A 14,355-nucleotide genomic window follows, 5' to 3' on the forward strand; every position below is an offset into this window, starting at 1 on the left:
TAAATTATCCCCATCAACTTAGTCGTTCAACTTTGCGCAATTAACAGGGTTTGATATAAGTAGACGTTAATTTTTACTGTAGGTCTGCCTAGTTGATAAATATTCAATCCTTCACTCTACTACGCCGCTTTATAAGCATTCTGTTATTAGTCATGCTTACCAGCGGCTGCCAATGGCAAGAAAACAAACCCACCAGCCTTGAAAAGATTAGGGAGAGTGGCGTATTACGGGTAGGGACCTTAAATAACCAACTGTCCTACTATATTGGCGCGGAAGGTCCAACAGGATTGGATTATGAGCTAGCACAAGCCTTTGCAAAAAAGCTTGGGGTTAAACTTGAAATAACCGCAATGTTTACCTTATCAGAATTATTCCCAGCATTAGAACGTGGTGATATTGATATTATTGCCGCAGGACTCGCGGTAACTCCCGACCGCCTCCAAGGGTTTCATCCCGCTCCAGCTTATTATTATGCCAGTCAGATTGTGGTGTATAAAAAAGGCCAACGTCGTCCACGAAGCTTAGCTGAACTCGCGAAAAATAACGGTCGTCTGGCCGTCGTAAGTGAATCTAGTTATGAACAACAGCTAAATATTATTCGTAAAAGTCATCCAAGCTTAAAATGGCAATCGATTCCAGAATCAGACATTAACGATCTGTTAATTAAAGTCGTTAAAGGCGAGTTAGATTATACCGTTGCTGACTCTGTTGATGTGGCATTACTACAACGCATTCATCCAGATATCGCCGTCGCGCTTGAATTAACTCAAGATGAACCCGTAAGCTGGTTTGTTAAACAAAGTAGTAACGATAGTTTATATGCTCTAATGATCGAATTTTTTGGACAGATGAAGCAAAACGGTACGATTGCTCAACTGGAAGAAAAATATTTTGGCCATATTGATCAATTTGATTATGTTGATACGCGGGCTTTTTTGCGGGCGGTTAATAATACTTTGCCACAATGGGAAGCCTTATTTAAACAGTATGCCAATGGTTTTGATTGGCGTTTGTTAGCGGCACTATCTTATCAAGAATCACATTGGAATCCCCAAGCGGTGTCACCAACCGGCGTACGAGGCATGATGATGCTAACCTTACCGACAGCAGAATCAGTAGGCGTCACCAATCGTTTAGACCCAGAACAAAGCATTCGTGGAGGCAGTGAATATTTACGTAAAATGATCGCCCGCGTGCCTGATAGTGTTGAGGAACATGAAAAAGTATGGTTTGCACTCGCCTCTTATAATGTCGGTTTTGGCCATTTAATGGACGCGCGTCGACTCACTAAAGCTCAAGGGGGCAACCCTAACACTTGGGTCGATGTGAAACAGCGACTACCGTTATTGGGACAACGTAAATATTACACTCAATCTCGTTACGGTTATGCTCGAGGTGATGAAGCCTTAAATTATGTTGAAGGGATCCGCCGTTATTACCAAAGTATTATTGGCTATGAACGCACCCATAGTCGTAAATTTGAAAATGAAAATTTAAAAATTATTGATGGTCTGCAAACCATTAGCCTTCCGCAAACATCGCTAACACCAGCGACGGTAACGCTAAAAACGAATGCTACACCGTAAACGATTATAAAATAGGTTCTTAAAGCAAGGCGCTTCGATCTCATGACGTAAACTCTGCGGCTTAGGCCGCATTGCTTAGAATAATCATCTACTTTTGCTAGTAGTGGGAGCTTGATCAACCTTTGATTATTAACTAATAAAGATCACTATCAATATGCGCACCTCTGTGCATAATTGAACTGACGACATTAGATAATGGCATGATTCACAGTGACAGCGATGTTTATCCGCTGGTTGATTGTTTCACTGTGATATCGACTCAATGGATGGATCCATGAAATTAACCAAATCAAAAACTCAGCATATCGCGAAACGTATTACCTCAGCAGCAACGCGCCGTAAACGCCTAAGCAGTAATATCCGTAAAAAAATTCTCTGGCGTCAACGTAGCTGCATTCTAACGTCGACCACAGAACACTCTTGCTCAACGCACTAAACAACAAGCTCGGAATAATTTATATAACAATAAATAACTGCCGAGCTTATTTTATTTAGTACTACCCAACCTCAAACATCATCTTGCTGTTGTCTTACTGCTATCTTTGCGGCTTTTTTCTCTGCGCGACGACGCTTAAAAAAAGCTTGTAACTGCGCGCGACATTCAGCAGCAAGTACATCACCTTGATACTGAACATGATGATTAACCCCCTCGTAACTAAGCAAATTCATGGTACTACCAGCAGCGCCAGTTTTAGCATCATGCGCACCAAATACTACTTTGCCAATTCGGCTATGCACCATCGCACCAGCACACATAGGACAAGGTTCTAAAGTCACATACAAGGTGGTATCAATTAGACGATAGTTTTGTAATGTTTGCCCAGCTTGACGTAATGCCATCATTTCTGCATGTGCAGTAGCATCATGATGACCAATAGAACGGTTCCAACCTTCACCAATAATCACCCCATCATGAACGATCACTGCGCCAACAGGCACCTCACCTTCAGCCTCAGCTAAAGCTGCTAATTCCATTGCTCTACGCATAAAAGCATCATCTGTTGCTGTTATAGATACAGTTTCTAGTATTTTATTTGACATCTGTTATCGATACTTACAAATCGTAATGACTAACATGGGGCAATTGCTCAGCGAGATAATCAACTAACATTCTCACTTTAGGTGATAAATGGCGGTTATGTGGATAAAGCGCCCAGATACCTTCATCAGGTTCTTGATAATTAGTCAAAATAGGCACTATCGCACCAGACTCTAAATCTTTATCAATATAATAATCGGGTAATTGCGCTAAGCCGATACCTTTAAGAACCGCATCTCGCAAGCCATAACCACTATTACAATTGAGAGTACCGCTAACACGAATGCTTTTTTCTTTACCTGATTCTTGGAACCGCCAGTGATCATAATTACCAATCAAGCAATTATGTTGGCGTAATTCAGATAATGAATGTGGAATACCAAATTTCTGTAAATATTCAGGCGAAGCACACACGTACATAGTGCGGCTCGTCAAACGCTTAGCCATCATTGATGAACTGGTTAAACGCCCTAAACGGATCGCTAGATCAAAACTGCCTTCCACCAAATCTACTTGGCGGTTAGTCATATCAATTGTCACTTCCACTTCAGGGTACTGCAACATAAAATCATTAACTAATGGCATAATGTACTTTTCGCCATAAGTTACTGGTGCTGTTAATTTTATCAGCCCTTGCGGTTTACCACGTAAATTACTGATCGCTCGTTCAGCATCTTCAAGACCATCTAACACTTGACGACAATGTTGGTAATAGACATTACCTTCTTCAGTTAATGAAACCTTACGCGTAGTGCGATAGAATAATTTGGTGTTAAGTCGATTTTCTAACGCACTCACCTGACGACTCACTTGCGCAGTAGAAATACCGAGTCGCTTTGACGCTGCGGTAAAACTTTCTGTTTCTGCTACAGCAACAAACTCTGTAACACCTTCCCATAAAAACATCTTAGATACCTATTGATAACGAGATCGAACGTCATAATGACCATTACATTGATGATTATTACACATATGTAAAAGTAATTTGCACTTTTAGGTAATTATCATTATTCGAGAAACAAATACAATAGCAACCATCGAAACGGGGCAAGAAAATAATTACTTTTCCCTTTCCACCCAATTCTCATCTACTTTTGATGAAGTAGAAATAAATACAATTAGAGTGAAGATTATGACTGACAAATTTATCAAATCAAAAGCTGCAATCGCATGGGGCCCAAAACAACCACTTTCTGTTGAAGAAATTGATGTCATGTTACCTCGTGCTGGCGAAGTATTAGTTCGCATCGTTGCAACTGGCGTATGTCACACTGATGCATTCACATTATCAGGTGACGATCCAGAAGGTATCTTCCCTGCGATCCTTGGTCACGAAGGTGGCGGTATCGTTGAAATGGTTGGTGAAGGCGTTACAAGTGTTGAAGTTGGCGATCATGTTATCCCACTTTACACCGCTGAGTGTGGCAAGTGTAAATACTGCCTATCTGGTAAAACGAACCTTTGTCAGGCAATACGTGAAACTCAAGGTAAAGGCCTAATGCCAGACGGCACGACCCGTTTCTACAAAGACGGTCAGCCAATCTTCCATTACATGGGCTGTTCTACTTTCTCTGAGTACACTGTACTACCAGAAATTTCTTTAGCTAAAATTAGCAAAGAAGCACCGCTTGAAGAAGTATGTCTATTAGGTTGTGGTGTAACAACCGGTATGGGCGCAGTACTTAACACAGCTAAAGTGCAAGAAGGCGACACTATCGCAGTCTTTGGTCTTGGCGGTATCGGTCTTGCAGCAATCATTGGTGGTACTATGGCTAAAGCAAGCCGTATTATTGCAATTGATATCAACGAAAGTAAGTTTGACCTAGCACGTAAACTAGGTGCAACTGAATGCATCAACCCAATGAACTACGATAAGCCAATTCAAGAAGTGATTGTTGAATTAACTGATGGCGGCGTAGACTACTCTTTTGAGTGTATCGGTAACGTTAACGTTATGCGTTCAGCACTTGAGTGTTGTCACAAAGGTTGGGGCGAATCAGTTATCATCGGTGTTGCTGGCGCTGGCCAAGAGATCTCTACCCGTCCATTCCAACTTGTGACTGGTCGTGTATGGCGTGGTTCTGCATTCGGTGGCGTTAAAGGCCGTTCAGAGCTTCCTGGTATCGTTGACCGTTACATGGCAGGTGAATTCAAGCTTGATGACTTCATCTCATTTAACATGGGCCTAGACGACATCAACAAGTCATTCGACCTATTACACGAAGGTAAGAGTATCCGTACGGTTATTCACTTCGATAAGTAAGCTTGATATACATAAGCTTTCTATAATAACGCCATAAAAAATGCGCAGAGCACTTACACTCTGCGCAGATTTAACAAGAGATCAAATCCAATGCCATTAGAAAATATTAGCTGTAATAAAAGTGCTGGCGGCTGGCATAAGCAATATACTCACCGCTCAGAAGTCCTAAATTGTGATATGCGTTTTGCTATTTACTTGCCACCACAATGTGCAGCAGGAAAAAAAGTACCCGTTATTTACTGGTTATCAGGCTTAACTTGTACTGATGAAAACTTTATGCAAAAAGCAGGTGCTCAACGTATGGCAGCCGAGTTAGGTGTTGCTATTGTTGCTCCAGATACTAGCCCACGTGGTGACGGCGTTGCCGACGATCCTCAAGGCGCTTATGACTTTGGCCTTGGTGCTGGTTTCTATGTTAATGCCACAGAAGCACCGTGGAACCGTCATTACCAAATGTATGATTACATTGTAAATGAATTACCAACATTAATTGAAGCCCACTTCCCAGTGACAGAGCAACGTGCAATTACTGGCCACTCTATGGGTGGACATGGCGCATTAATGATTGCACTACGTAATCCAGAGCGTTACAGCTCTGCATCAGCATTTAGCCCTATTACTAATCCAATGAATAGTGCTTGGGGTCAAAAAGCCTTCACTGGTTATTTAGGTAGCAATACTAAGAATTGGAAGCAATACGATTCAAGTGAATTGATGCGTATCGCTGAAATCAAACTACCAATGCTAGTAGATCAAGGCACCCACGATAATTTCTACAACGATGGCCAACTTCGCACTGAAACACTTGTTGCAGCAGCAGAAGCAAATGACTATCCACTAGAAGTTCGTATGCAAGATGGCTATGACCACAGCTACTACTTTATGGCATCATTTATTGACGATCACCTTCGTTTCCACGTTGAAAACTTCAATAAATAATCACTGATTTTTATTAAACTCCTCTTTGCAGACAGGGATTAATAAAACACAAAAAAGCCTCGAACAGTCATACTGGTCGAGGCTTTTATTCGTTAACGATAACTATTTATTAATGCTAACTACCGTTATTAAAATCTAATCATTACATGCTGTAAGTGTAAGGCGCTTGAACACCTAGCGGAATACCTAGTGTCCAGAATACTAATAGGAACACAGTCCAGCCAACTAGCATTGCAATTGAGTACGGCATCATCATTGACGCTAATGTACCAATACCTGAACTCTTAACATAACGCTGCATGTAAACTACCACTAACGGGAAGAACACCATCATTGGTGAAATAATGTTAGATACTGAGTCACCTACGCGGTAAGCCGCTTGAGTTAATTCAGGAGAGATACCTACAGCCATTAACATTGGTACCATGATAGGACCAATCAATGCCCACTTAGCTGATGCTGAACCTACTAACAAGTTAACACTTGCCGTTAGTAAAATCATACCAACGATGGTCACTTGACCCGGTAGATTCATTTCTTGTAATAACTGTGCACCAGAAAGTGCTAATAGCGTACCTAAGTTTGATTGCGTGAACGCTACCAAGAACTGTGCAATAAAGAATACCATTACCATAAAGCCAGCCATACCAGCCATTGTGGTCGACATTGCTTTAATCACATCACTGCTTTGCTTAAAAGTACCTGCTACTTTACCGTAGATAATACCTGGAATAACGAACAGGATGAAAATCAATGGCACGATAGATTGCATTACAGGCGCATTAAAGGCAGCAACTTCACCCGTTGGTGAACGTAATGGCGATGTTTCAGGCCATACAGCAGCAACTAGTAGTGCAATACCCGCTAGCATAGTCCAACCAGCGTATGAGAACGCTTTACTTTCTAGTGGTGTAAAAGAACCCATGTCAGGTGCTTCTTCAGCATCGGCATCAATTGCTGTTTTTTGTAAGCGAGGCTCAATCACTTTATCAGTGATGTACCAACCAATACCGACAATAACAAATGATGATAAACCAGTGAACATTAGGTTCGCTAACGGGTTAACAATATAAGTAGGATCCATAATACGTGCAGCTTCTTGCGTGAAGCCAGCTAATAACGGGTCGATACCAGAAGGAATAAAGTTAGCAGAGAAACCACCTGAAACACCTGCAAACGCAGCTGCAATACCGGCAAGAGGATGACGGCCAGCAGCGTGGAAGATAATACCACCAAGTGGAATAACTAATACATAACCTGCATCGGCAGCAGTGTGCGATACAATCGCCACTAAAATCAGCATTGGTGTAAGTAGTTTAGCTGGCGTAACATTTAGCATCTTTTTAAGGCCAGTATTAATAAAGCCTGAAGCTTCAGCAACACCAACACCTAACATCGCAACCAATACAATACCTAATGGCGCAAAACCAGTGAAGTTTTTCACCATGTTCGCCAAAAAGCTCGCGATGGCATCGCCAGTTAACAAGTTATTGACTTGAACTACGTCTTTAGTTACTGGATGCACAAGACCAAAATCAAACTGTGATAGCACCGCAGACAAAACCCAAACGGTTACTAAACCCCAAAAGAACAGTAAAGCAGGATCAGGAATTTTATTACCTGCGCGCTCAATACCATTTAAAAATTTGTCCATCGCACTTGTAGATGGAGGCGGTGCTTGCTTAAGTGTTTTTTCGTTCATGGTAGTCCATGTCCTTCTTATGCTGTTATGTTTGCAGTGCGGATCTACTTACATGTAGTCGATCTCATTGTGTTTTTTCGCTCGATTTCAATCTGAATATTCGCTGAACGATTGTAATGAAATTACCACAACAAACAGTGTTATAGACCTACTTATAGCACTTACCTACCACAACATATTGTAACCAATCATTAATACGACACTTACAAAAAACATAAATCGAACAAGCCATTAACAATACTCCATAAGCGAGAACTATATCGCTTTGCTTACTCCAAATGACAGCCATAAAAAAAGCACCCGTAGGTGCTTTTTATTATTCAATTATTGCAAGTAAATTGGGAATTATTCCCACTCAATAGTTGCAGGAGGCTTGCCTGAAATATCGTAAACCACACGTGAAATACCATTTACTTCATTGATAATACGGTTAGATACTTTACCTAAGAAATCGTATGGCAAATGTGCCCAATGAGCTGTCATAAAGTCGATAGTTTCTACCGCACGTAGCGACACAACCCAATCATATTTACGACCATCACCCATCACACCCACTGAACGTACAGGTAAGAATACTGTAAAGGCTTGTGATACTTTGTTGTAAAGATCAGCGTTATGCAATTCTTCAATGAAAATAGCATCAGCACGACGTAGCAAATCACAGTACTCTTTCTTCACTTCACCTAAAACACGTACACCTAAACCAGGCCCAGGGAATGGGTGGCGGAAAAGCATGTTGTAAGGTAAACCAAGTTCTAAACCAATCTTACGTACTTCATCTTTAAATAACTCACGTAATGGCTCAACTAAGCCCATTTCCATATCATCAGGCAAACCGCCAACGTTATGGTGTGATTTAATCACATGTGCTTTACCTGTTTTAGATGCTGCCGATTCAATCACATCAGGGTAAATCGTACCCTGCGCTAGCCATTTAGCATTGGTTAATTTCTTTGATTCTTCATCAAAGATATCAACAAACACATGACCAATGATCTTGCGTTTCGCTTCAGGCTCATCAACACCAGCCAATGCATTTAAGAAACGATCTTCTGCTTTAACGTGGACGATGTTTAAACCAAATTTATCACCGAACATGTCCATTACTTGCTGACCTTCGTTAAGACGAAGCAAGCCATTATCAACAAATACACATGTTAGTTTATCGCCAATCGCACGGTGGATAAGCATTGCAACTACTGATGAATCAACACCACCAGATAGGCCAAGGATAACTTCATCCTCACCCACTTGCTCTTTGATACGTGCAATCGCATCTTCAATAATATTGGCTGATGTCCATAGCTTTTCACAGCCACACACATTCATCACGAAGTTTTCAATTAACTTCATACCTTGGCGAGTATGGGTTACTTCTGGGTGGAATTGCACCCCGTAGAAATGCTTCTCTTCATTTGCCATTGCTGCAAATGGGCAGGTATCTGTTTCAGCAACTTTAATAAAATCAGCTGGGATTTCTACTACTTTATCACCATGGCTCATCCACACATCAAGTAATGGTGTACCATCAGCAGCAACTGCATCTTGAATATCTTTTAAGAAAGCAGTTTGCTCAACAATCTTAACTTGCGCATAACCAAATTCACGCTCATCAGAACCTGCAACTTTACCACCTAGTTGTTCTGCCATGGTCTGCATGCCGTAACATACACCAAATACAGGAACACCCGCTTCAAATACATACTGTGGTGCGCGAGGAGAACCCGCTTCAGTTACACTTTCAGGACCACCAGAAAGAATAATACCGTTTGGATTGAAATCACGGATATCAGCTTCATCAACATCCCAGCTCCAAAGCTCACAGTAAACGCCGATTTCACGGATACGACGAGCAATTAACTGAGTGTATTGTGAGCCAAAATCCAAAATAAGAATTCGTTGATCATGAATATTTGCGGTAGTGGTCATTATAGAGCTATCTCAAAAATTGAATGTATTGGGGGCTATATCTAGCCCCGATTTTATCTAACTTCGCAACTTAGGCAATCGTTTTCGTCGAAAGACTACTGACTGCCTAACAATTAACCCATACGGTAGTTAGGTGCTTCTTTTGTGATCGTTACATCATGCACATGAGATTCTTTCATGCCTGCACCAGAAATACGTACAAATTCCGCTTTAGTACGTAAATCTTCAATCGTTGCAGAGCCAGTTAGACCCATACTTGAGCGTAAACCACCCATTTGCTGATGCACGATTTCTTTCATCAAACCTTTGTAAGCAACACGACCTTCAATACCTTCAGGCACTAACTTGTCTGCAGCGTTATCTGATTGGAAGTAACGGTCAGAAGAACCTTTTGACATTGCACCTAATGAGCCCATGCCACGGTATGATTTATATGAACGACCTTGGTATAATTCAACTTCACCAGGTGCTTCTTCAGTACCCGCGAACATTGAGCCAACCATCACGCATGATGCACCTGCAGCAATCGCTTTACATAAATCGCCAGAGTAACGAATACCACCATCAGCAATGACAGGAATACCGTATTGATCAGCAACTGATGCTGCTTCTGAAATAGCAGTGATTTGTGGAACACCCACACCTGTAACAATACGAGTAGTACAAATTGAACCAGGGCCGATACCAACTTTAACAGCGCTTACGCCTGCTTCAATCAGTGCACGTGCACCTTCTGCTGTTGCAACGTTACCACCAACAATTGGAAGATTAGGGAAAGAAGCACGAGTTTCACGAATACGTTGTAAAACACCTTCAGAATGACCATGAGATGAATCAATAAGTAATACGTCAACGCCTGCTTCAACTAATGCAGCAACACGCTCTTCATTACCACCGCCAGCACCGACAGCAGCGCCAACACGTAAACTGCCGCGCTCATCTTTACAAGCATTAGGCTTACGCTCAGCTTTTTGGAAATCTTTCGCAGTAATCATGCCTTTTAGACGGAAGTTATCATCGACTAACAATACTTTTTCAACACGGTACTGTTGCATGATAGCTTCAACTTCTTCACGAGATGCGCCTTCTTTAGCAGAAGCCAGTTTCTCTTTAGAAGTCATCACTTCTTCAACTTTAATTGAAAGGTCGGTAACAAAACGTACATCACGACCAGTAATAATACCGATCAATTCGTTGTTATCTGTAACCACAGGGTAACCTGCAAAACCATTTTCTTCGGTTAAACGTTTAACATCTGCAATAGTGTTATCAGGTTTAACAGTAACAGGTTCTGCAACAACGCCAGCTTCGAACTTTTTAACCATGCGAACTTCAGCCGCTTGTTGTTCGATAGACATATTCTTGTGGATAAAACCAATGCCGCCCTCTTGAGCAAGGGCAATGGCTAGGCGACCTTCAGTCACGGTGTCCATAGATGCTGATAGCATAGGAATGTTAAGAGCAATCTCTTTCGTGAGGCGGGTGCGCAGATCGGCAGTGTTAGGTAGGACTGTAGAATGAGCAGGAACTAATAATACATCATCAAACGTCAACGCTTCTTTTTTAATTCGTAACATGCAATATCTCACACCAATTTAAAGGTTTACAAAGAAGATTAAAATATTGCGAACGGATTATACGTATGAAGCAATCGTTTGGCTATCATTATTTTTATTTTTTTTATTGACAAAAAACATTTGCTGAGTAGTATATTTCGGTTAACTATCCGGTGATGCGGTCGACGAAATACGGCCAAGATCTGTCCATTGATCTGCCTAGGCGTTTTTCGTTCTATTTGATAGTTTTCTGACCGCCTGCCGCCACCCATTCGTTAGCAGGTACTTCACTTCGTGACTCTATTCGCTTCTCAAAGCCAATCCAACGATCGTATCTACACCGTTTCCAGTCTCAATGCCCAAGTCCGTCTGATCCTTGAAAATGAAATGGGGATTGTTTGGCTTGTTGGTGAATTGTCGAATTTTTCAATGCCAGTCTCTGGCCACTGGTACTTCACCCTTAAAGACTCTCGAGCCCAAGTAAAATGCGCGATGTTCAAAGGCACTAATCGCCATGTAAGCTTTAAACCGGGCAATGGTAATCAAGTATTAGTCAAAGCACGTTTATCTATTTACGAACCTCGTGGCGACTATCAACTGATCATTGAAAGCATGCAGCCTGAAGGCGATGGACGCCTACAACAGCAGTTTGAACAGCTAAAAATGACCCTTGCCGCAGAAGGCTTGTTTGCACAATCATTGAAGAAACCATTACCGCAACAGCCGCAGCGTGTCGGTATTATTACCTCAAAAACCGGTGCTGCCCTACACGATATTTTGCAGGTATTAAAACGTCGCGATCCAAGTTTAGCCGTGGTTATTTATCCCACCATGGTTCAAGGTGATGGTGCTGCGATATCTATTGCTCAAGCGATTGGACGTGCTAATGCGCGCCAAGAATGTGATATTTTAATCGTTGGCCGTGGTGGTGGCTCATTAGAAGATTTATGGGCATTTAACGAAGAGATCGTTGCTCGTACTATTGCCGCTAGCCAAATCCCAATAGTGAGTGCGGTCGGCCATGAAGTTGATGTTACTATTGCCGATTTCGTTGCCGATATGCGTGCCCCTACACCATCAGCCGCAGCAGAATTAATCAGCCGAGATAACAGTAGTCAAACGGATAAGATCAAGCATAAACAACAGCAATTACAGCATGCTATTCAGTTTTATTTATCGAAGCAAAAGCAGCATATTAGTCAATTAAATCATCGTTTAGATCGCCAACATCCGCAACTACGCTTAAATCAACAACAACAACATTTAGATGATATAAGCCGTAAGTTACAGCAGATAATGCTAAAAAAGATTCAAATACAACAACAACGTATTACTCAAAATCAATATAAGCTATCACTTTATTCGCCACAGCAGCGCCTTCAACACGATAACACAGCGCTGAACAATGCCAAACGACGTTTATTAGATGCCATGGATCGTCACTTACTTAATGCTAACCATAAATTAGCCTTGGCGGCTGAGAAATTAGATACAGTAAGTCCACTGGCGACCCTTAGCCGTGGTTATTCAATTACCCGTGATGATAAAGGCAATGTCATTCGCCATTGCGATCAAGTTAAAGCGGGAGATCAACTGATTACAACCGTTACTGACGGTAAAATTTATACCACAGTCAATAACCACTAATTATTAATAACCACTCATCTCTTATGCCGCAATAGTAACTGTTATTGCGGCATATATCATCGTTACAGCCTTAATCAGCAACAACATTAAATACAGTTTTAACACGAGACTTTGATTTTAATTCATTGCAGTGGTTACAAAAATAACTTGCTGAACCACAGGCTTGCAGCTTCTCTAATTGCTCAGAACAATCAGGACAAAATGCCGTTTTAGTCACTTTTTGTTGGCAATAATCACAAAAATATCCCTGATCTTTCCAACTCAATTCACTCTCACATTGCGGACAAATATTTTCACTCACGCTATTTAACTCCTAAATGAATTTACTCTAGCATGCAAAATTATTGAGTTAGATGCCACTAAAATTAAAACAACCCAATAAATAGTCGCTGCTGACCAGCTGCTAGTTTTAATTAATTCACTACGATACTACACACATGATCCTCTCGATGATCATTACCCTTATGGGTGATCATCGTGTTTATTAACCACGATCAGCGATCAGGTAGTAAAAGAATATTTATCAATACGCATCCCGAAAGCATAAGTTACATATTCTGTATATGGATTTTAAATGGCATAAAAAACTGTACTTTCCATATAAAAACACAAATAACAGTATTTAATAAATCACAATAAATACGATCTAGAGCCATAAAATTTCAGATACTTCGATAAATATCTATCATTTAGAGCAAAAAAAATCGTCCGCAGACGATTTTAAATAATAACTAACAATCTCTTAAGCGGGTACGGCAGTTGTGATCATTATTAGCTCTTGATCAGAGATAACCTCAAATTTAACCGTTAACATTTTATATTCAGCTAATGAACTGGCATGGGTTCCACCGCAAGGAATTTCAACTATGCCTTCAGTACCTAAATCACACTGCCAATAGCGCGAGTCAGTCAAACTATCACCCTCACAACGCATGACTATCGGGGTTGATAGCTGGATCCATTGTGCTAATTGCTGATTAATCTGTAAGGTTATTTGCGCTAGAGCAGCAACCATTTCAGCACTGTTTAAGCCTCGTTTACGTAATGTCTTACCTAAACGGTAGTGATCGGTACTACAGTTTTCAGTGACGATACTCTTTTCTTGAGCGTAGCTATGAAAATCATAATGGTTTAACTCATCGCGTCGACTGGGATCTTTACGCCAAAAATCACTATGAAGCACTTTATTTAATGCCAATGATGATAAATGGCCGCCGCTGTGACCACGACTTAAACCTTGCTGGTAAGCTTTATCAACCACCAATGTTATCTCTGCACCAGCGCTAATAGTCAGCGCTGATGCTATATAATGTACAACGACAAATGCCCAACCTTCGGTATCTCGTTTAACAGGGATATCGTTCCCGATATATAATTGTTGGGTCGCTATTTCTATCGCACCAACAACACACTCGATCACAGCATAAGATACTGCTTGATAGATTAATTCACCATGATCTGCTGGGTGATCTGGCCAAATATGGCTCACAGGATGAAAAGGGGTTTGCTCTACCACCACCCAGGTACCACTTTTTTCAGCAGCAACAGCACATACAATAGTGGTGTTTATTTGCCACTTATTTTGAGTAAAAAGTACTGTGGTTGGTGTAATAATCGTAGGCATAGCAATCGTTGCAGTAACAGCAGACATGGTATTTTCCTTATAAAAAAGCCCAACACTATGGCTGGGCTTT

General features: G+C 41.2%; 12 protein-coding genes. 5 read left to right on the plus strand and 7 right to left on the minus strand.

Going from position 1 to position 14,355, the window contains the following annotated elements; all coding sequences use genetic code 11:
• Nucleotides 1–95 precede the first annotated feature (95 nt).
• Together mltF and PPBDW_RS12315 are read left to right on the plus strand one after the other, a co-directional pair.
• The gene (mltF, locus tag PPBDW_RS12310; protein WP_413771881.1) at nucleotides 96–1,586 is read left to right on the plus strand and encodes a membrane-bound lytic murein transglycosylase MltF; all 1,491 of its coding nucleotides are present in this window, start codon (nucleotides 96–98) and stop codon (nucleotides 1,584–1,586) included.
• Between the two features lie 274 nt (nucleotides 1,587–1,860).
• Nucleotides 1,861–2,022: a hypothetical protein gene (locus tag PPBDW_RS12315; protein WP_181316357.1), complete on the plus strand. Its 162-nt coding sequence runs from the start codon at nucleotides 1,861–1,863 to the stop codon at nucleotides 2,020–2,022.
• Nucleotides 2,023–2,093: 71 nt separating this feature from the next.
• Here PPBDW_RS12315 and tadA read toward each other — a convergent pair whose 3' ends face one another.
• Nucleotides 2,094–2,627: a tRNA adenosine(34) deaminase TadA gene (gene tadA, locus PPBDW_RS12320; protein WP_054262073.1), complete on the minus strand. Its 534-nt coding sequence runs from the start codon at nucleotides 2,625–2,627 to the stop codon at nucleotides 2,094–2,096.
• Between the two features lie 13 nt (nucleotides 2,628–2,640).
• On the minus strand, nucleotides 2,641–3,531 hold the full coding sequence (locus PPBDW_RS12325) for a LysR substrate-binding domain-containing protein (RefSeq protein WP_036795816.1): 891 nt from the start codon (nucleotides 3,529–3,531) through the stop codon (nucleotides 2,641–2,643).
• 226 nt (nucleotides 3,532–3,757) lie between these two features.
• Between PPBDW_RS12325 and PPBDW_RS12330 the strand changes: the two genes are divergently transcribed.
• Together PPBDW_RS12330 and fghA are read left to right on the plus strand one after the other, a co-directional pair.
• A complete protein-coding gene (locus PPBDW_RS12330) occupies nucleotides 3,758–4,888 on the plus strand; it encodes an S-(hydroxymethyl)glutathione dehydrogenase/class III alcohol dehydrogenase (protein WP_036795818.1) in 1,131 nt (376 codons plus the stop codon).
• A gap of 90 nt (nucleotides 4,889–4,978) precedes the next feature.
• On the plus strand, nucleotides 4,979–5,827 hold the full coding sequence (gene fghA, locus PPBDW_RS12335; RefSeq protein WP_036795819.1) for an S-formylglutathione hydrolase: 849 nt from the start codon (nucleotides 4,979–4,981) through the stop codon (nucleotides 5,825–5,827).
• A 142-nt stretch (nucleotides 5,828–5,969) separates the two neighbouring features.
• Here fghA and PPBDW_RS12340 read toward each other — a convergent pair whose 3' ends face one another.
• The 3 genes from PPBDW_RS12340 to guaB all read right to left on the minus strand — a co-directional run bounded on the left by PPBDW_RS12340 (nucleotide 5,970) and on the right by guaB (nucleotide 11,035).
• Entirely contained in the window at nucleotides 5,970–7,529 is a 1,560-nt protein-coding gene (locus PPBDW_RS12340) for an AbgT family transporter (protein WP_036795820.1), read from the minus strand.
• Nucleotides 7,530–7,874: 345 nt separating this feature from the next.
• Nucleotides 7,875–9,458, minus strand: a complete 1,584-nt coding sequence (gene guaA, locus PPBDW_RS12345) for a glutamine-hydrolyzing GMP synthase (protein WP_036795821.1) — start codon at nucleotides 9,456–9,458, stop codon at nucleotides 7,875–7,877.
• A gap of 113 nt (nucleotides 9,459–9,571) precedes the next feature.
• Nucleotides 9,572–11,035, minus strand: coding sequence for an IMP dehydrogenase (gene guaB / locus PPBDW_RS12350; RefSeq protein WP_036795823.1), 1,464 nt, complete (start codon nucleotides 11,033–11,035; stop codon nucleotides 9,572–9,574).
• 273 nt (nucleotides 11,036–11,308) lie between these two features.
• Between guaB and xseA the strand changes: the two genes are divergently transcribed.
• Nucleotides 11,309–12,661, plus strand: coding sequence for an exodeoxyribonuclease VII large subunit (xseA, locus tag PPBDW_RS12355; RefSeq protein WP_036795825.1), 1,353 nt, complete (start codon nucleotides 11,309–11,311; stop codon nucleotides 12,659–12,661).
• Between the two features lie 70 nt (nucleotides 12,662–12,731).
• On the opposite strand, the gene PPBDW_RS12360 is transcribed toward xseA, so the two are convergent.
• On the minus strand, nucleotides 12,732–12,962 hold the full coding sequence (locus PPBDW_RS12360; protein ID WP_036795826.1) for a zinc ribbon domain-containing protein: 231 nt from the start codon (nucleotides 12,960–12,962) through the stop codon (nucleotides 12,732–12,734).
• Between the two features lie 441 nt (nucleotides 12,963–13,403).
• Nucleotides 13,404–14,312, minus strand: coding sequence for an alanyl-tRNA editing protein (locus tag PPBDW_RS12365; RefSeq protein ID WP_243423013.1), 909 nt, complete (start codon nucleotides 14,310–14,312; stop codon nucleotides 13,404–13,406).
• Between the last annotated feature and the right edge of the window lie 43 nt (nucleotides 14,313–14,355).

It is taken from the genome of Photobacterium kishitanii, from assembly GCF_000613045.3.
Classification (GTDB): domain Bacteria; phylum Pseudomonadota; class Gammaproteobacteria; order Enterobacterales; family Vibrionaceae; genus Photobacterium; species Photobacterium kishitanii.

Coding starts and splice junctions, on each gene's coding strand:
- PPBDW_RS12315 (WP_181316357.1), top strand. CDS start 1,861: ATGAAATTAACCAAATCAAAAACTCAGCATATCGCGAAACGTATTACC.
- tadA (WP_054262073.1), bottom strand. CDS start 2,627: ATGTCAAATAAAATACTAGAAACTGTATCTATAACAGCAACAGATGAT.
- PPBDW_RS12325 (WP_036795816.1), bottom strand. CDS start 3,531: ATGTTTTTATGGGAAGGTGTTACAGAGTTTGTTGCTGTAGCAGAAACA.
- PPBDW_RS12330 (WP_036795818.1), top strand. CDS start 3,758: ATGACTGACAAATTTATCAAATCAAAAGCTGCAATCGCATGGGGCCCA.
- fghA (WP_036795819.1), top strand. CDS start 4,979: ATGCCATTAGAAAATATTAGCTGTAATAAAAGTGCTGGCGGCTGGCAT.
- PPBDW_RS12340 (WP_036795820.1), bottom strand. CDS start 7,529: ATGAACGAAAAAACACTTAAGCAAGCACCGCCTCCATCTACAAGTGCG.
- guaA (WP_036795821.1), bottom strand. CDS start 9,458: ATGACCACTACCGCAAATATTCATGATCAACGAATTCTTATTTTGGAT.
- guaB (WP_036795823.1), bottom strand. CDS start 11,035: ATGTTACGAATTAAAAAAGAAGCGTTGACGTTTGATGATGTATTATTA.
- PPBDW_RS12365 (WP_243423013.1), bottom strand. CDS start 14,312: ATGTCTGCTGTTACTGCAACGATTGCTATGCCTACGATTATTACACCA.